The sequence below is a fragment of the Mesorhizobium sp. M0306 genome (assembly GCF_040321655.1).
In the GTDB taxonomy this organism is placed as follows: domain Bacteria; phylum Pseudomonadota; class Alphaproteobacteria; order Rhizobiales; family Rhizobiaceae; genus Mesorhizobium.
In genome coordinates this window covers 127,056-143,730 of record NZ_JAMYRY010000011.1, presented here as the reverse complement: position 1 = coordinate 143,730, position 16,675 = coordinate 127,056, and the positions used below count along the sequence as shown (strand labels likewise).

The window sequence follows — 16,675 nt, the reverse complement described above, 5'->3', positions numbered from 1 at the left end:
CACAAACCGGCCGCGTGGCCACGGCTTTGGACGTCCCGGTGCCGGGACGAAGACCCGACGCTGGTATCGCAGATGCGAGTAAGTTACGTCAACAGTGATGTTATCGCGTCAAATCAGGCTTGCAATCCGAGGTGCGTTGAGTAAGTTGCACCAATTGCCGTTCAAAATGGCAATGCGGTGCAAAATGCTTGGGAGGCAAGCGCATTGGGAGGTAAGGGTTGAGCGACTCCGGCCGCCAGCGCCAGATTGTCGAGCTTTTGCGGGACCGGCCTTTCGCATCGGTGCGCGAACTGCAGGAGCGGCTTGGCGTGTCGGCGGCGACGGTGCGGCGCGACATCGACAAGATCGACGAGGCCGGCGAAGCGCGCAAGGTCTATGGCGGCATCTCGGCGCTCGATGGCGCTTCGCAAGCCGGCGTCGCCTACGCCAGGCCCTATGACGAGAACCGCGACCTCGCCGTCGAGGCCAAGCGGCAGATCGCCGCCCTCGCCGCCACCATGGTGCGCGACGGCGACGCGGTCATCGTGCATGGCGGCTCGACCTGCTTCCATCTCGGCGTCAAGCTCGCCGACCGCAACATCCGGCTCTACACCAACTCGATGCCTCTCGCGGCCTATCTCAGCGACCACGGCCGTTGCAGCCTCACCGTCGCCGGCGGCGAACTGCACCGCGAGCCGGGCATCATCCATTCGCTGACGCAGACGGTACCGTTCTACGCCTCCAAGTTCTTTCTCGGCGCGCAAGGCATCGGCCAGGAAGGCCTTCTGGAATCGCATCCGCTGCTGGTCCGCTCGATCGTCGAGCTCAGCCTCTGCGCCGACCAGATCGTCGTGCTGGCCGACAGTCGCAAACTCTCGATCCACGCGCGCAATGTGGCGTTGCCGCTGTCGCGGATCGGCACGCTGGTCACCGATGACGGCCTGTCCGACGCCGATGCGCGCATGCTCGAGGATGCCGGCGTCATGGTGCGGATCGCCGATTCCTCGGGAGGCGCCCAGTGAACGTCGCCGTCCTCGATTTCGGCAAGACCAATTCGAAGCTGTTCGTCTTCGGCCAGAACGGACAGATTCTCGACGAGCGCCGCACCCAACCAAGCTGGATCCGCAAAGGCGGCTTCAGCGTGCTCGACGACCCAGCGCTTCACGACTGGGCCGCTCGCGCCATCGATGAAGCGGTCGACAGGCATGGCGTGGACGGGCTGATGGTATCGGGCCATGGCTGCACCTTCGCCCTGATCGACGATACGGCGCTGACGCATCCAATCCTCGATTACGAGCAGGAGCCGCCAGCCGAGATCGCCGCGGAAATCGATCGCCGCATTCCGGATTTTGCCGAGACCTTCTCCCCGCGCCTGCCGCTTGGCTTCAACTATGGACGCCATATGTTGTGGCTGAAAGCGGTGGAACCTGGTGCCTTCACCGCAGCGAAATCGATCCTCGGCTACCCCCAATATTGGAGCTGGCGCCTTGGCGGCCGGCCGGTATCGGAAGTGTCCTATCTCGGCTGCCATTCGCATTTATGGGCGCCGCGCAAACGCGATTTCAGCTCGCTGGTCGATGCCGAGGGCTGGCGCGGCCAGATGCCCGCCTTCGAGCGTGCCGGCGCGGTGATCGGCGAGCAGCGCTTCGGTCAGGCCGAGAAGCCAGTCGCCATCCATAATGGCGTCCACGACAGCAATGCTGCGCTCCATGCCTACCGCCGGCAGCAGCTCGGGCCGGTGACCGTGGTCTCGACCGGCACCTGGGTGGTCGTGCTTAATCCGGACTGTCCGCTCGATGCACTCGATGGCGAGCGCGACATGCTGGTCAATGTCGATGTCGACGGCGGCCCGGTGCCGACCATCCGCTTCATGGGCGGCCGCGAATTCGCCACGATCAGCGCCGGCTGGCAGGGCGCAATCGCGCCGTCATCGATACAACGGGTGATCGACGCCGGCATCATGGCGCTGCCGAGCTTCGCCCCCGGCGGCCCAATGCCGCACCGCCGCGGCGAACTGGTCGGGCGTACGCCCAATGCCGAGGAACGCGCGGCCATGGCGCTGCTCTATGTCGCGCTGATGCTCGATCTGTGTCTCGAGCTGATCCATTCGGACAATACGGTGATCGTCGACGGCGGCCTGAACAATGGCGGGCTGCTTGCCGCGTTGCTGGCGCAGTTGCGGCCCGGGCAGACCTTCCTGCAGGGCGCAACACTGGAGGGCAGCGCCACCGGTGCCGCCGCACTTGCCTTCGAAAGCGTCGGACGCGAGTTTGCCACCGAGGCGCCGGAGGCGGTGCATGCGGCAAGCTTCAGCGGCCTCGCCGGCTATCGCAACCACTGGCGCGGCCTTGCCGCCGACCGGGCTGTGGCCAGCGCAGCTGCAGGAGATGCCCGATGAGCGCCGCCGCCCGGAGCGAGACAGTGCGCCAGCCTGTGCTGGAGATGCGTCACATCTCGAAGACGTTCGGTGCGATCCGCGCCTTGCACGATGTGTCGCTGACCGTTCACGCCGGCGAGCTGCACGCGCTGATGGGCGAGAACGGTGCCGGCAAGTCGACGCTGATGAAGGTGCTGTCCGGCGCCTACCGGCCGGACCCCGGCGGCGAAATCCTGATCGACGGCATGCCTGCCGCCACCGGCGACCCGATCAAGGCACGCGCCGCCGGCATTGCAGTCATCTATCAGGAGCTGTCGCTGGCGCCAAATCTGTCCGTGGCGCAGAACATTTTTCTCGGCAACGAGCCGCGACGGTTCGGCATCGTCGACCGCGAGCAGTGCAACCGGCGCGCCAGCGAGATCATCGCGCGGCTCGGCGTGGCCTTTTCGGCGCGCACTCCGGTCGCCAGCCTGTCGCTCGGCGAACGCCAGCTGGTGGAAATCGCCCGCGCGCTGTCGACCAATGCGCGCATCATCGTCATGGACGAGCCGACCACGTCGCTGACCTCGCGCGAGACCGACCGGCTGTTCGAGGTGATCGCGACGCTGAAGTCGCAAGGCATCGCCATCATCTACATCAGCCACCGCATGGAAGAGGTCTACCAGCTCGCCGACCGCGTCAGCGTGCTGCGCGACAGCGGCTATGTCGGCACACTCGACCACGCCGACCTGAACGCCTCGCGCCTGGTATCGATGATGGTCGGGCGCGATCTATCGACCTTCTACAAGAAGGATCACCGACCGCCGGACAGCAAGCGCGCCGTCGCGCTGTCGGTGCGCGGCATGTCGGACGGCAATCTCATAAAGAATTGTTCCTTCGACCTCCACAAAGGCGAGGTGCTGGCACTGGCCGGCCTGGTCGGTTCGGGCCGCACCGAACTGGCACGGCTGATCTTCGGCGCCGACAGGCACATATCAGGCACGCTGGAGCTCGGCGGCAAACCGATATCCATCAGTTCGCCGAGCGAGGCGCTCGATGCCGGCATCGCCTACCTGACCGAGGACCGCAAGCAACTTGGCCTGTTTCTCGACATGTCGATCTCCGACAACATCAGCATGGGCGTGCTGGCAAAGGACGCGAAGGCCGGCGGTCTGCGCGACTTCACGGCAGCCGAAAAGCGCGCCGCCAAGGCGGTGTCCGACCTCTCCATCCGCACCAGCTCGGTGCAGGCCAATGCCGGCTCGCTGTCGGGCGGCAACCAGCAGAAGGTACTGCTCGCCCGCCTGCTGGAAACCGAGCCGCAGGTCGTCATCCTTGATGAGCCGACCCGCGGCGTCGATGTCGGGGCGAAGTCGGAAATCTATCGGCTGATCGACAATCTGGCCAAGAAAGGCATCGCCATCCTGATGATCTCCAGCGAACTGCCTGAGGTGATCGGCATCGCCGACCGCGTGCTGGTGATGCGCGACGGCACCATTGCCGGCGAGGTGACGGCGTCGGAGGGCGAGCCGCTGCGGCAGGAAGCGATCATGGAACTTGCAACGGGAGCGGCTCAGCGATGACCGACAAGGTGGCCGACACGATGAAAGCGGACGACCGGGCGGTCGGCAGAAGCACGAGGTGGCGCACCGCCATCGCCGCACTCGGCATGCTGCCGATCCTGATCCTGCTGGCGGTCGGCTTCCAGTTCATCAATCCGCGCTTTTTCACCCAGACCAATCTGCTGATCGTCATGCAGCAATCGTCGATCAACATCGTGCTGGCGGCCGGCATGACCTTCGTCATCCTGACCGGCGGCATCGACCTGTCCGTCGGCTCGATCCTTGCCGCCTCGGCGATGGTGGCGGTGATGGTGTCGCTGGTGCCCGATTGGGGACTGCTGGGCGTGCCGGCCGCCATTCTCGTCGGCCTCGGCTTTGGCGTCATCAACGGGCTGCTGATCGCCTATATCAGACTGCCGCCCTTCATCGTCACGCTGGGGTCGCTGACCGCCGTGCGCGGCGTCGCCCGCCTGCTTGGCCAGGACACCACGGTGTTCAACGCGGACCTGCCGTTCGACTTCATCGGCAACGGCTCGCTGTTCGGCATTCCGTGGCTGGTCATCATCGCGCTGGCGGTCGTCGTTCTGTCCTGGCTGGTGCTCAAGCGCACTGTGCTCGGCACCTGGATCTACGCCGTCGGCGGCAACGCCGAGGCCGCCAGGCTGACCGGCATCAAGGTGCCGCTGGTGCTGCTCTTCGTCTACGGCGTTTCCGGCCTCCTGGCCGGCCTTGGCGGCGCCATGTCGGCGGCCCGGCTCTATGCCGCCAATGGGCTGCAGCTAGGCCAGTCCTACGAACTCGACGCCATTGCCGCGGTCATCCTCGGCGGCACCAGCTTCGTCGGCGGCGTCGGCTCGATCTGGGGCACGCTGATCGGCGGCCTGATCATCGCCGTGCTGTCCAACGGACTCATCCTCGCCGGTGTTTCGGACATCTGGCAGTACATCATCAAGGGATTGGTCATCATCGTGGCGGTCGCCCTCGACCGTTACCGGCTCCAGGCAGGAGCAAGAACGTGATGGCCCTTAGTCGCCGGCATCCAACGAGCCGGTTTCATGTGTAACGCACCGTGAGAGGCGCGGGGCATAAGGAGGAAAATGAACAATGAAGACCATCGCTAAACTGCTCTGCGGCGTCGCCCTTGCGGCCGCCGTCATCGCGCCGGCATCGGCCAAGGATCTGAACAAGGTCGGCATCTCGGTCGGCCTGCTCGGCAACCCGTTCTTCGTCGCCACCATCAAGGGCATCGAGGACGCGGCCAAGAAGATCAACCCGAATGTGCAGGTGACGTCGGTATCGGCCGATTACGATCTCAACAAGCAGGTTTCGCAGGTCGATTCCTTTATCGCCGCCGGCGTCGACGTCATCATGCTCAACGCCGTCGATGCCAAGGCGATCGCACCGGCGGTGAAGAAGGCGCAGGCGGCCGGCATCGTCGTTGCCGCTTTCGACGTTTCGGCGCCGGGCGCCGACGTCACCGTGATGACCAACAACGTCAAGGCCGGCGAAGAGGCGTGCCAGTATCTGGTCGACCACACCGGCGGCAAGGGCGACTACGTCATCCTCAACGGCCCGGCCTCGTCGTCGATCCTGGAGCGGGTCAAGGGCTGTAAGGACGTGCTGACAAAACACCCCGACATCAAGATCCTTTCCGACGACCAGAACGCTGAAGGCTCGCGCGACGGCGGCCTGAAAGTGTTCCAGTCGCTGCTGACCCGTTTCGACAAGATCGACGCGGTCTTCGCCATCAACGATCCGACAGCGATCGGCGCCCAGCTTGCGGCCAAGCAGCTCAACCGCTCGGAGTTCATCTTCACCGCGGTCGACGGCGCGCCGGATATCGAGAAGGAACTCGCCTCCGGCACGTCGATGATCAAGGCCTCGGCTTCGCAGGATCCCTATGTGATGGCCGGCCAGTCGCTGACGATGGCGGCTGACCTGCTTGCCGGCAAGAAGCCGGCCGAGCCGACGGTGCTGCTCGATCCGAAGCTGATCACGGCCGACAATTTGAAGGATTACAAGGGCTGGACCGCGGCTCGCTAAGCCTCCCAAGCCTGGTGCGGCCGGGATGACCGGCCGCACCTTTTTTTCTGAGCAACGGATTGCCAAAAACCGATTTGGATTTGGGTCCGCTGGAATAACCGGAGACGATCATGTCGCGCATCGGAATCCATTCATTCGTCTGGTCGGCGAGCTCGGCGCAGAGCGACCTCGAGCGGACGCTGGCCAACACCAGGGAAGCCGGCTTCGACCTGATCGAATTCTCCTATCTCGACCCCGCCAATGTCGACATTGACGGCTTGGCCAAGCGGATCGCCGATCTCGGCCTCGGCGTTGCGATCAGCATCGGACTGCCGGCCGACGGTGATATTTCGAGCGCCGACAAAACGATTGCCGCGCACGGTGTCGAAATCCTGAAACATACGATCGCGCTGACCCGCGATCTCGGCGGCCAGAAGGTTGCCGGCATCCTCAGCACCAGCCACGGCTTGCAGAGCGAGGCGCCGACGCGCGACCAGTGGAACCGCAGCGCCGGGACGCTGGCCGAGGTGGCGGAGACGGCAAAATCAGCCGGCGTCACCCTCAACCTCGAAATCGTCAACCGCTTCGAAAGCAATCTGCTCAACACCGCAGCGCAAGGCATGGCCTTCATCGCGGACAGCGGCTCCGACAACATCTTCCTGCATCTCGACAGCTTCCACATGAACATCGAGGAGGCCGATGTCAGCTTGGCCATTCGCAACGCCGCAAGGAAGATTGGCTATGTCCATATCGGCGAGAGCCATCGCGGCTTCCTCGGCACCGGCAATATCGAGTTTGCCGGGATATTCGATGCGCTGACCGCCATCGGCTACAGCGACGACCTCAGCTTCGAATCCTTCTCCTCGGAAATCGTCGACGAGAACCTGTCGCGGAAAACCGCGATCTGGCGCAATCTGTGGACCGACAATATGAAGTTGGCCAAACATGCGCGCCGCTTCATTGCGCTCGGACTGGAGACGGCGCGGCGCAAGGCCGAGCTTGTTTCCGCAACGCACCGGCCTTGAGCCCTCGCGGTTCCAATCTGGTTAGGCCAGAGGCGCTACATTAGACCGGTTCGTCGTTTCACGGAACCGCAGAACCGGTCTATCTCTCTGTTTTGACGCAATTCCGGACGGAAAACCGTTTCACACTTTTCCTGGAATTGCTCTAGCCGGCAAAACGCGGCCCAAGTTCCTCGATCCGGCGGATCATCGCCTGGAAATCCTCCGAGATGCGCTGGTGCAGGTGAACCGCCAGCTCCGGGTATTCCTCGAGGATGCGGCGGAACATCTTGCGGCTGAGCCGCAGCACTTCCGAATCGATTTCGGCGGAGGCGCTGGTCAGCCGGTTGGTATCGGCGATCAGCGCCAGTTCGCTGAGCATGGTGCCGGGGCCGGCGGTGCCGATCGGGATGCGCTCGCCATCGTGCTCGCGGTAGAGGACGATGCGGCCGCTGATCACGATATAGGCGCAATCAGCCTCGTCGTCCTCGCGGTAAAGCTTGTGGTCGGCTTGCAACTTGGTGGTTTCGGCGCCGAAGGCGAGCAGACGCAGCTGTTCCTGCGTGAAGCCCTCGAAGAGCCTCACGGCGGACAGGATGCGGATGTCGTCATCCAGCGCCATCTAGCTATGTCCCCGAACCGTCAGTCCGACTCCTCCCCTACGAGGCCGATCCAGAACCACCTCCAGCCTCAGGACCGTACCCGAAAAGCGCCCCGCCCGGATCGCTTATTTGAATAATGAAATGTTTAAGGAACCAGCTTGTAGCCGCCGCTTTCTGTCACGAGAATTTCCGCGTTGGAAGGATCGCGCTCGATCTTCTGGCGCAGCCGGTAGACATGAGTTTCCAGAGTATGCGTGGTGACGCCGGAATTGTAGCCCCAGACTTCCTCCAGCAGCACGTCGCGGGTCACCACCTTCTGGTCGGCGCGGTAGAGATATTTGATGATCGAGGCTTCCTTTTCCGTCAGCCGCACCTTGGCGCCGCGCGGGTCGATCAGAAGCTTTTGGCTGGGCTTGAACGTGTAGGGGCCGACCGAGAAAGTGGCGTCCTCGCTCTGTTCGTGCTGGCGCAGCTGGGCGCGAATGCGGGCCAGCAGCACGGCAAAGCGAAACGGCTTCGTCACATAGTCGTTGGCGCCGGCCTCGAGGCCAAGGATGGTGTCGGAATCGGTATCATGGCCGGTCAGCATGATGATCGGCGCCTTGTAGCCGCCCTTGCGCAATATCTTTACCGCCTCGCGGCCATCCATGTCGGGCAGGCCGACATCCATGATGAGCAGGTCGATAAGCCCGCCGCGCGCCGTGGCGACGCCTTTGGCGGCGGTCGCTTCCTGCAGGACATCGAATTCCTCATAAAGCGACAATTGCTCGACAAGGGTGCCGCGCAGGTCGTCATCGTCGTCGACGATCAGAATGGTGCGTGAAGTCATGGATCAATCCGTTGTTTTGAAAAGAGATTTCAGTTGACCGCTGCCTGTTTATGCGGAAGCTGACCGGCACAACAGCCGTTCACAGTGATTTGTTCCGTGGCACGATCATACAAGAAAAAACACGATCGCAATGCAGTCGGCGCAATTTTGCCGAAAGGGCTCACCGTACTCACCGTGCGCGCGCGGCCGGGCCATGCCAGCCAGGGCTTTCTGCAGGCCGGCAAACTCGTGTTTCCATGTGCGCTGGGGCATGGCGGCATCTCGGCCGGCAAGCGCGAGGGCGACGGCGCCACGCCGCTTGCCTCGATGCGGATATTGTCGGGATATTTTCGCGGCGACCATTTTGCCGGCGGCCGCCGGACGCGGCTGGCGATGACGCCGATCGGCCGCGACCTCGGCTGGTGCGAAGTGCCTGGGGACCGCAACTACAACCGTCCGGTCAAAATCCCCTATGGCGCCAGCCATGAGCGGATGCTGCGGGCCGACGACCTCTATGACGCCTGCCTGGTGCTGGACTGGAACATTGTGCCGCGCCGGCGCGGGCGCGGCAGCGCCATCTTCTTCCACCTGGCGCGCCCCGGCTTCACGCCGACGCAAGGCTGCGTCGCGGTAACAGCCCGCACCATGGCGCGGCTGCTGCCGCTGTTGTCGGAGCGGACGGTGGTAAGGGTGGTGAGGTAAGGGAGTAGGGGAATAAGGGAGTAGGGGAATAGGGGAATAGGGCAGTAAGGCAGTAAGGGGTAAGACAGGCGCGGGCGCGTCGCTTAGCTTTTCCTACTCCCCTACTCCCCTACTCCCCTACTCCCCTACTCCTTTGCCACCCTATGTCGAGAAGGCCGAGCCGGCCGAGTTCCCGGTCCATGGCGCGTGCGATGTCCTTGCGTTCGCCGCCGATGTCGCGCAGCTGGCGATCGGAGAGATCCTCGACATTCTCGTAGGGAAGACTGATCGCGATTCTCGCATGCCGAAGCCAGTCAAGCACGGCGCGCAGCCAGGCCGGGCGGAGGGTTACAGAGCGCAAGGCGATGTCAGACATGGTGCAATCCGCTTCTCCGGACATCAAATCCGGTTTGATGTTTCTTCGATGCTCAGAGCATGGCGGATTGAAATTCAAACGGGAAACGAGTAGTTTTTTCTGCATCTTCAAGTTTTGTTTGAGGATTGGAATGCTCGATCGAACCCTCCTCGTCTGACACTGATGGCGCGCCCGTTGCCTGGAACCCGTGCGCTGCGGACGCTGGAGGCAGCGGCCCGGCACCTCAATTTCACCCGCGCCGCCGACGAGCTCGGCCTGACGCCGGCAGCGGTCAGCCACCAGATCAAGGAAATCGAGGATCAGCTCGGCATCGTGCTGTTCACACGCACCAGCCGCACGATCCGGCTGACCGAGGCGGGAGCGATGCTGTTCGAAGCTTCGACCGACGCGCTCGACCTGCTTGGCCGGGCCGTCTCACGGGCGCAGAAGACGGCGCGTGGATCGGCGCTGCTGAAGGTCACCCTCGATGCGCAATTCGCAACGAAGTGGCTGATGCGGCGCGTCGACGATTTTCGCAAGCAGCATCCGGCGATCGAGCTGCGTTTCGACATCAGCTACGAAGTGCGCGACTTCGATCGCGACGACGTCGATCTCGGCATCCGTTTCGGCACCGGCAAGTATCCGGGGCTTCGCTCGCACCGGCTGTTCGAAAACGTCATCATTCCCGTCTGCAGTCCGGCCCTGCTGCGGTCAGGGCCGCCGCTCAAGGAACCGCGCGACCTGTTCCATCATACGCTGGCCCATATCGAGTGGTCGCGCCAGGGCGTCACCTGGCCGAATTGGAGCATATGGATGGCGGCGGCGGGCGTCGACGATTTCGACGACAGCCGGACCATCGTGTTCGGCAATTCGACGGATGCCGTTCAGGCCGCGCTCGACGGCAACGCGGTCGCGCTCGCCGATTTCGCCATGGTGGCAAACGATCTGTCCGAAGGTCGGCTGATCCGGCCCTTCGAACTCGGCATCAAGGTCGCGCCCGAATTCGCCTATTTCCTGGTCTATCCCGAAGGTACGGCGAATGATCCGCGCATCGTCGCCTTTCGCGATTGGCTTCTCGAGGAAATCGCCAGGACCCCGACCTGACGGTCAGCCCGCCGCCGCGCCGAACCAGCCGATCACCGCGCCGATGAGAAGCAGCACGCCAAGCCAATGGCCGACATCGATGAGCGTCAGATCCCAGCCGAAGCCTTCGTAGCGATGGTTGACAGAAAGCGTCGTGGCGACGAACCCCAGCCAGAGAACGAAGCCGAAGATCACCCCGGCAAGCAGGCTCGGTTCGCCGCCGGTCACGGCGCCGATGATCAGCGACATGACCAGCGCCATGACGAGCTCCGCGACGAAAGAGACGACGAAGGGCAGCATCGATTTGCTCATCGTCGCCGGATCAAGCTTGGCGGCCTTCAGCCACGGCTTGCTCAAGCCCATGTACCAGGCCGCGCCGAACAGCCACGCCACGACGGCGGCGACGATTACCGCCAGCCAATTGATTGCTGAAAAATCCATGGTTCCCTCCGGTCGATTGCGCGATGGAACGCCTGTTCGCCGACGCCGTCAAGCAAAGCGCCAGACGGTGGTGCGCTTGACCTCGGCGTCCTCCAGCGCCCGCGTCACCGCCACTTCGTAGACGGCAAGCGGCTCCAGCCCCGCCTTCGGCAGATAGGAGCGGCCGGGATCGCCGACGAGGATGTCGCCGCCGCGCGCCTTCAGCGCGGCGAACCACGGCATCAGCCTGTCGGCGAAGGTTTTGTCGTAGAAGACATCGCCTGCCAGCACCACGTCCCAGCCGGCATCGGTACCGATGCAGTCGCCGATGAGGAATTTTATCTCGGCCCCATTGGCCTCGGCGTTGAGGCGGATCGCGGTCGCGCAGAACGGGTCGATATCGGCGGCGATCACCTCCGCGGCGCCAGCTTTGGCCGCGGCAATGGCGACAAGACCGGAGCCGGAGGCGAAGTCGAGCACGCGCTTGCCGCGCACCGCCGCCGGATTGTCGAGGATGTAGCGGGCAAGGCCTTGGCCGCCGGCCCAGGCAAAAGCCCAGAAAGGCGGCGGCAGGCCGATTTCGGTCAGCTCGTCCTCGGTCCGCTGCCACAGTTCGTGCGCCTCGTCGGCCAGATGCAGGCGGATCTCCGGCACATGCGGCGGCGCCGTCAGCGCCGTGTTGTCGAGGATGAATTTCCTGGCGCTGTCCGGCGTCAGCGCCGTCATGGCGCCGGCGTCAGGCCGCCCATGCGGCAAACCTCTTGCCATTCGGCCGGCGTCACCGGCTGCACGGACAGCCGCCCGAGCCGCACCAGCGCCATGTCGGCCAGCTTTGGATTGGCCTTGGCCTGCTCCAGCGTCACCGGCTTCGGCATGTCCTTGAAGGCGCGGATATCGACGCATTCCCAGCGGGGATCGTCGGTGGTGCTGTCCTGATGGGCCAGAGCGCAGACTTCGGCGATGCCGACGATGTCGAGCCCGTCATTGGAATGGTAGAAAAAGCCGAGATCGCCGATCTGCATCGCCTTCATGTTGTTGCGCGCCGCATAATTGCGCACGCCGTCCCATTGCGTGCCGGCCTTGCCCTTGGCCTTCAGCATTTCGAAGGAGAAGACCGAAGGTTCGGATTTGAACAGCCAGTAGTTCATCTCAGTTGTCCCGTTGCCGTTGTCGGTTTGTCACTATCCAGCGTTGGCGCTGCCCCTCACCCTTACCCTCTCCCCGGAAGGACGGGGAGAGGGGTCGCCAGCGCTGGAGCTTCTCCCTTCTCCCCGTTCGTCACGGGGAGAAGGTGCCGGTAGGCGGATGAGGGGCAGCGCGAACGAACGATCATTCACTCACAGGTTTGTTAAAACTCCAGTTCCACTGCCGGATTTCGACGCTTTCGAACAGCCCTGCCTTGGTATAGGGATCGGCCGCCGACAGGGCGTTTGCCGCAGCCAGATCGGGCGCCTCGACAACGGCGAGGGTGCCGTTCGGCTTGCCGTCTGCGTCGAGGAACGGGCCGGCGAAGGCCAATTTCTTGTCGCCGTTCAGCCCTTCCAGGAAGGCAAGGTGCTTGGGCCGCGTATCGAGCCGCACCTGCAGGCTTCCTGGTTTGTCCTTGCAAATCAACGCAAACAGCATCTTTCCATCTCCGCAATCGTTCGGGATCACATGTCGGTTTCGGTTTTGAGCGGCCTTGTCATCAACGCCGTCACAGCCTGGTCTATAGTTATGGTGCCCTCCAGTATGGCGGCGACGGCGGCGATGATCGGCGCGTCGATCCGGCGCTCGCCGGCGATGCGGGCGGCGATTGCCGCCGTCGGCACGCCTTCCGCCAGAGGCAGGCCGGCGAGCGGCTTGCCTTGCCCCAGCGCCAGCCCATAAGCGAAATTGCGCGACTGGGCGGACGAGCAGGTGAGCAGCAGGTCGCCGAGGCCTGAAAGCCCCATCAGCGTCTCCGGCTTGGCGCCAAAGGCGGCGCCGATGCGGCGCAATTCGACGAAGCCGCGCGTCACCATCGCCGCCTGGGCGCTGGCACCGAGCCCGGCGCCGGTGACGGCACCCGCGGCAATGGCAAAGACGTTCTTCAGCGCGCCGCCGATCTCGACGCCGATTAGATCGTCGCTCGAATAACAGCGCAGATTTTCCGCCGAAAAGCGGGCGGCAAGGTCGGTGGCCAGAGCCTCGTCGCGGGCGGCGACCACGACGGCCGTCGGCAGGCCCCTGGCGACGTCGGTGGCAAAGCTTGGGCCGGACAAAGCGGCGACCGGATTTGCCGGCAGGATTTCCTCGGCAATGGATGACAGCAGCGCGCCGGTGTCGCGCTCGATGCCCTTGGCGCAGAGGACCAGCGGGACGCCTTTCGGCATATGGCTGGACGCCGCCGTCAGCATAATCCGCAACGATTGCGCCGGCGCCACCGCCAGCACGCAGTCGGCGCCGTCGAGCGAGGCCTCGATGTCGCTCGTCGCCACGATGCCGGGATCGAGCGCGATGCCCGGCAAATAGCGCGGATTTTCGCCACGGTCGATCGCCGCGACGGTCTCCGGGTCGCGCGCATAGAGGCGGACGAAATGACCGGCTCGCAGCATGGCCAGCGCCAGTGCCGTGCCCCAGGCGCCGCCGCCGAGCACGGCGACGCGCCAGCCGCTTGGCGCCTTGTGTTCGCTGCCGGTCACGCCTTGGCCCCACGCCGGCCCGAGCCGACCATCGGGGCCGAGACGCTGTCCAGCGGCCAGCGCGAGCGCGGCACGAAATCGGCCGCGTTTTCGCCTGATATGCCGGCGCGCAGGCGCTCGATGCCGGCCCAGGCGATCATCGCCGCATTATCGGTGCAGAGGTTAAGCGGCGGCGCGACGAAGCTGAACCCGGCCTGCTCGCACAGGCCCTGCAATGTCGCCTTGATGGTCCGATTGGCGGCGACGCCGCCGGCGACAACCAGCGCAGGCTCGGCCTTGTCCGGGAATTGCTGACGGAACCGGGTCAGCGCCCGCGCAACACGGTCGCCCAGCGCATCCGCCACCGCCGCCTGGAACGAGGCGCAGATATCGGCAACATCCTGGTCGCTCAGCGGGGCAATCGCGGTTGCCGCCTGGCGCACCGCGGTCTTGAGGCCGGAGAAGGAAAAATCGGGCTGCGCCGAGCCCTTCATCGGGCGCGGAAACGCAAAACGCGCCGCATCGCCATTTGCCGCCGCCTGCTCGACATTCGGTCCGCCCGGATAGGGCAGGCCGAGCATCTTGGCCGTCTTGTCGAAGGCCTCGCCAAGCGCGTCATCGATCGTCGTCGCCCAGCGCTGGTAGTCGCCGACGCCGCGTACGGCGACGATCTGGGTATGGCCGCCGGAGACCAGCAGCAAGAGGTAGGGAAAGCCGAGCCCGTCGGTCAATCTGGCCGTCAGCGCGTGGCCTTCGAGATGGTTGATGGCGATCAGCGGTTTTTTGGCTGCCGCGGCGATTGCTTTGGCCGTCATCAGGCCGACGATCAGCCCACCGACAAGACCGGGACCGGCGGTGGCGGCAATCGCATCGATGTCGGCGAGCTCGACGCCGGCATCGGCCAGCGCTGCCTCGATGATGCCGTCGAGCGCCTCGACATGGGCGCGCGCGGCGATCTCCGGCACGACGCCGCCGAAAGCAGCATGCTCCTCGATCTGGCTGAGCACGATGTTCGACAGGATTTGCGGCGTGCTGCGACCGTCCAGCGCCACCACGCTGGCGGCGGTCTCGTCGCAACTCGTCTCGATGCCCAGAACGCGGATCAATTCGTCGCTGTCCTCGATGATTGTGCAACCGGCCTTTCCCCGATAGGAGAAAGCCCGGAAAACGGCCTCGATCTGCCGGGGGTTATCACGGACGGCGATTCATGCAAACAACCTTGAAAATCGGAACACGCGGCAGCCCGCTGGCGCTGGCGCAGGCGCATGAAACGCAGGCGCGGCTCATGGCCGCGCACGGTATGTCGGCCAAGGCGTTCGAGGTGGTCGTCATCTCGACCAGCGGCGACCGCATCCAGGACCGGCCGCTGTCGGAAGCCGGCGGCAAGGGCCTGTTCACCAAGGAGATCGAGGAGGCGCTGCTGGCGCGCCGCATCGATATCGCCGTGCATTCGTCGAAGGACATGCCGACGCTGTTGCCCGAAGGGCTGGAACTGTCCGCCTTCCTGCCGCGAGAGGACGCGCGCGATGCCTTCATCGGCAAGGCGGCGCGAACGATTGCCGGCCTGCCGCAAGGCGCCAGGGTCGGCTCGTCGTCGCTGCGGCGCCAGGCGCTGATCCGGCGGATGCGGCCGGACGTCGAAGTGGTGATGTTCCGCGGCAATGTGCAGACGCGGCTGCGCAAGCTCGACGACGGCATCGCCGACGGCACCATCCTCGCTTATGCCGGGCTGAAGCGGCTCGGGCTCGAAGACGTCGTCACCGACCTGATGCCGCTCGACGTCTTTCCGCCGGCGCCGGGGCAAGGCGCGATCTGCATCGAAAGCCGCATCGGCGACCGCGACGTGGAACAGATGCTGACGGCAATCCACGACGGACCGACCGGCGAGGCGCTGGCCTGCGAGCGCGCCTTCCTGGCGGCGCTCGACGGCTCCTGCCGCACGCCGATCGCCGGCCATGCGACGATATCGGGCGGAACGGTTTCCTTTGCCGGGCTGATCATCTCGCCCGATGGCACGCAGTCGCATGAAGTCAGGCTTGAAGGGCCGGCGCAGGAGGCGGCGCGCATTGGCGCGGAAGCCGCCGCGACCGTTCGGGCCAAGGCCGGCGAAACATTCTTCGACGGCTGGACCTGACATGCTCTGCGTCCTGGTGACGAGGCCCGAACCGGGCGCCTCGCGCACGGGGCGCCGGCTGGCGGATGCCGGCTTTCAGCCGATCCTGCTGCCGCTGACCGAAACGCTGGCGCTGCCGGTCGACGCCGGCGCGCTCGCTGACGCCGCCGCGGCGGTCGCGGTCACCAGCGCCAACGCCCTTCTGCATGCGCCGAAAGAAGTGATCGCGGCGCTCGCCGGCTTGCCGTGCCACGCCGTCGGCAGGAAGACGGCGGAAGCCGCCCGCGCTGCCGGGTTTATGTCGGTCAGCGAAGGCCCGGGAAATGCCGAGGCGCTGGCCGATGCACTTGCTGGTGGTTTTGCCGGGCAGACGATCGTCTATCTCTGCGGGCGGGTGCGGTTTCCGGGTTTCGAGGAGCGGCTGCAGGCGGCGGGCGTTCAGGTCCGCGCCGTCGAGACCTACGACACCGTTGCGCTGGATTATTCCGACGAGGCCGTGCTTGCGCGCCTGTCCGCCCGGCCGGTCGAGGCGGTGCTGCTCTATTCGGCCAAGGCGGCCATGGCGATGCAGGCCTTGACTAGCCGGCCGGCGCTGCGCAGTGTTTTTGAAAAAACGCGCTTTTTCGCATTGTCGGGGCGCATCGCCGCGGTCCTGGGCAAGGTCGCCGGCGAAAGGATCCGGATTGCGCCTAAGCCCAGCGAAGATGCCGTGCTGGGGCTTTTGCAGGCGTCGCGCTGACTGCCATCCGCCGCTGCTCTGTGCCAGCTTGTTCCAAACGTTGGCGCCGCCCCTCACCTGCCTGCCGGCATCCTTTCCCCGTATGGTGACGGGGAGAGGGGTGCCTTCGCCGAGGATTTCGCCAACCTCCAGCGTTGCAGAAGAAGCGTCGAGACTCGTGACAGCCCCTTCTCCCCGTCACTATACGGGGAGAAGTGCCCGGCAGGGCGATGAGGGGCAGCGCCAACATGGACGATTGCCCTCGAGCCACATTTTGTTCTTGCTTTGTGCCGGCAGCTATGCTAGAAAATCACCCATGGTGCTGATTCGCCC

Annotated in this window: 19 protein-coding genes; 10 read left to right on the top strand and 9 right to left on the bottom strand. The window is 64.8% G+C overall.

What is annotated here, in order from left to right; translation table 11 throughout:
* Window positions 1–218 precede the first annotated feature (218 nt).
* The 6 genes from NKI95_RS17850 to NKI95_RS17825 all read left to right on the top strand — a co-directional run bounded on the left by NKI95_RS17850 (window position 219) and on the right by NKI95_RS17825 (window position 6,944).
* Window positions 219–1,001, top strand: coding sequence for a DeoR/GlpR family DNA-binding transcription regulator (locus NKI95_RS17850; protein WP_352718494.1), 783 nt, complete (start codon window positions 219–221; stop codon window positions 999–1,001).
* Window positions 998–2,377 carry an FGGY-family carbohydrate kinase gene (locus NKI95_RS17845; protein ID WP_352718492.1) on the top strand — a complete coding sequence of 460 codons (1,380 nt, stop codon included), beginning with the start codon at window positions 998–1,000 and terminating at the stop codon, window positions 2,375–2,377. The genes NKI95_RS17850 and NKI95_RS17845 overlap by 4 nt, the downstream gene beginning before the upstream one ends.
* Window positions 2,374–3,918 carry a sugar ABC transporter ATP-binding protein gene (locus NKI95_RS17840; protein ID WP_352718489.1) on the top strand — a complete coding sequence of 515 codons (1,545 nt, stop codon included), beginning with the start codon at window positions 2,374–2,376 and terminating at the stop codon, window positions 3,916–3,918. Before NKI95_RS17845 ends, NKI95_RS17840 begins: the two co-directional genes overlap by 4 nt.
* A 20-nt stretch (window positions 3,919–3,938) precedes the next feature.
* On the top strand, window positions 3,939–4,916 hold the full coding sequence (locus tag NKI95_RS17835) for an ABC transporter permease subunit (protein WP_502909187.1): 978 nt from the start codon (window positions 3,939–3,941) through the stop codon (window positions 4,914–4,916).
* A gap of 85 nt (window positions 4,917–5,001) precedes the next feature.
* The gene (locus NKI95_RS17830) at window positions 5,002–5,940 is read left to right on the top strand and encodes an ABC transporter substrate-binding protein (protein WP_352718484.1); all 939 of its coding nucleotides are present in this window, start codon (window positions 5,002–5,004) and stop codon (window positions 5,938–5,940) included.
* Between the two features lie 110 nt (window positions 5,941–6,050).
* Window positions 6,051–6,944, top strand: coding sequence for a sugar phosphate isomerase/epimerase family protein (locus NKI95_RS17825; RefSeq protein ID WP_352718482.1), 894 nt, complete (start codon window positions 6,051–6,053; stop codon window positions 6,942–6,944).
* Window positions 6,945–7,086: 142 nt separating this feature from the next.
* Here NKI95_RS17825 and NKI95_RS17820 read toward each other — a convergent pair whose 3' ends face one another.
* Both NKI95_RS17820 and NKI95_RS17815 read right to left on the bottom strand, forming a co-directional pair.
* Complete coding sequence (locus NKI95_RS17820) at window positions 7,087–7,542, bottom strand: Crp/Fnr family transcriptional regulator (protein ID WP_352718480.1); 456 nt, start codon at window positions 7,540–7,542, stop codon at window positions 7,087–7,089.
* Window positions 7,543–7,667: 125 nt separating this feature from the next.
* On the bottom strand, window positions 7,668–8,351 hold the full coding sequence (locus NKI95_RS17815) for a response regulator transcription factor (protein WP_023680479.1): 684 nt from the start codon (window positions 8,349–8,351) through the stop codon (window positions 7,668–7,670).
* A gap of 144 nt (window positions 8,352–8,495) precedes the next feature.
* On the opposite strand from NKI95_RS17815, the gene NKI95_RS17810 reads away from it, so the two are divergent.
* Entirely contained in the window at window positions 8,496–9,032 is a 537-nt protein-coding gene (locus tag NKI95_RS17810; RefSeq protein ID WP_352718537.1) for a L,D-transpeptidase family protein, read from the top strand.
* 109 nt (window positions 9,033–9,141) lie between these two features.
* Here the strand turns inward: NKI95_RS17810 and NKI95_RS17805 are convergent, their stop codons facing one another.
* Complete coding sequence (locus NKI95_RS17805; RefSeq protein WP_352718478.1) at window positions 9,142–9,387, bottom strand: hypothetical protein; 246 nt, start codon at window positions 9,385–9,387, stop codon at window positions 9,142–9,144.
* Window positions 9,388–9,549: 162 nt separating this feature from the next.
* Here NKI95_RS17805 and gcvA point away from each other — a divergent pair, with 162 nt between their 5' ends.
* Window positions 9,550–10,470: a transcriptional regulator GcvA gene (gene gcvA / locus NKI95_RS17800; RefSeq protein WP_352718477.1), complete on the top strand. Its 921-nt coding sequence runs from the start codon at window positions 9,550–9,552 to the stop codon at window positions 10,468–10,470.
* Between the two features lie 3 nt (window positions 10,471–10,473).
* Here the strand turns inward: gcvA and NKI95_RS17795 are convergent, their stop codons facing one another.
* The 6 genes from NKI95_RS17795 to tsaD form a co-directional block, all read right to left on the bottom strand.
* Window positions 10,474–10,890 carry a DUF1761 domain-containing protein gene (locus tag NKI95_RS17795; protein WP_352718475.1) on the bottom strand — a complete coding sequence of 139 codons (417 nt, stop codon included), beginning with the start codon at window positions 10,888–10,890 and terminating at the stop codon, window positions 10,474–10,476.
* A 48-nt stretch (window positions 10,891–10,938) separates the two neighbouring features.
* Window positions 10,939–11,595 carry a class I SAM-dependent methyltransferase gene (locus NKI95_RS17790; protein WP_352718473.1) on the bottom strand — a complete coding sequence of 219 codons (657 nt, stop codon included), beginning with the start codon at window positions 11,593–11,595 and terminating at the stop codon, window positions 10,939–10,941.
* The gene (locus NKI95_RS17785) at window positions 11,592–12,017 is read right to left on the bottom strand and encodes an EVE domain-containing protein (RefSeq protein ID WP_352468158.1); all 426 of its coding nucleotides are present in this window, start codon (window positions 12,015–12,017) and stop codon (window positions 11,592–11,594) included. Before NKI95_RS17785 ends, NKI95_RS17790 begins: the two co-directional genes overlap by 4 nt.
* A 181-nt stretch (window positions 12,018–12,198) precedes the next feature.
* Window positions 12,199–12,495 (bottom strand): YciI-like protein, encoded by a 297-nt coding sequence (locus tag NKI95_RS17780; protein WP_352718470.1) that lies wholly within the window; start codon window positions 12,493–12,495, stop codon window positions 12,199–12,201.
* 26 nt (window positions 12,496–12,521) lie between these two features.
* Window positions 12,522–13,532, bottom strand: coding sequence for an NAD(P)H-dependent glycerol-3-phosphate dehydrogenase (locus NKI95_RS17775; protein WP_352718469.1), 1,011 nt, complete (start codon window positions 13,530–13,532; stop codon window positions 12,522–12,524).
* Complete coding sequence (gene tsaD, locus NKI95_RS17770) at window positions 13,529–14,614, bottom strand: tRNA (adenosine(37)-N6)-threonylcarbamoyltransferase complex transferase subunit TsaD (protein ID WP_352718534.1); 1,086 nt, start codon at window positions 14,612–14,614, stop codon at window positions 13,529–13,531. The genes NKI95_RS17775 and tsaD overlap by 4 nt, the downstream gene beginning before the upstream one ends.
* A 104-nt stretch (window positions 14,615–14,718) precedes the next feature.
* On the opposite strand from tsaD, the gene hemC reads away from it, so the two are divergent.
* Together hemC and NKI95_RS17760 are read left to right on the top strand one after the other, a co-directional pair.
* Window positions 14,719–15,645: a hydroxymethylbilane synthase gene (gene hemC / locus NKI95_RS17765; protein ID WP_352718467.1), complete on the top strand. Its 927-nt coding sequence runs from the start codon at window positions 14,719–14,721 to the stop codon at window positions 15,643–15,645.
* A 1-nt stretch (window position 15,646) separates the two neighbouring features.
* The gene (locus NKI95_RS17760; protein ID WP_352718464.1) at window positions 15,647–16,363 is read left to right on the top strand and encodes a uroporphyrinogen-III synthase; all 717 of its coding nucleotides are present in this window, start codon (window positions 15,647–15,649) and stop codon (window positions 16,361–16,363) included.
* Window positions 16,364–16,675 lie beyond the last annotated feature (312 nt).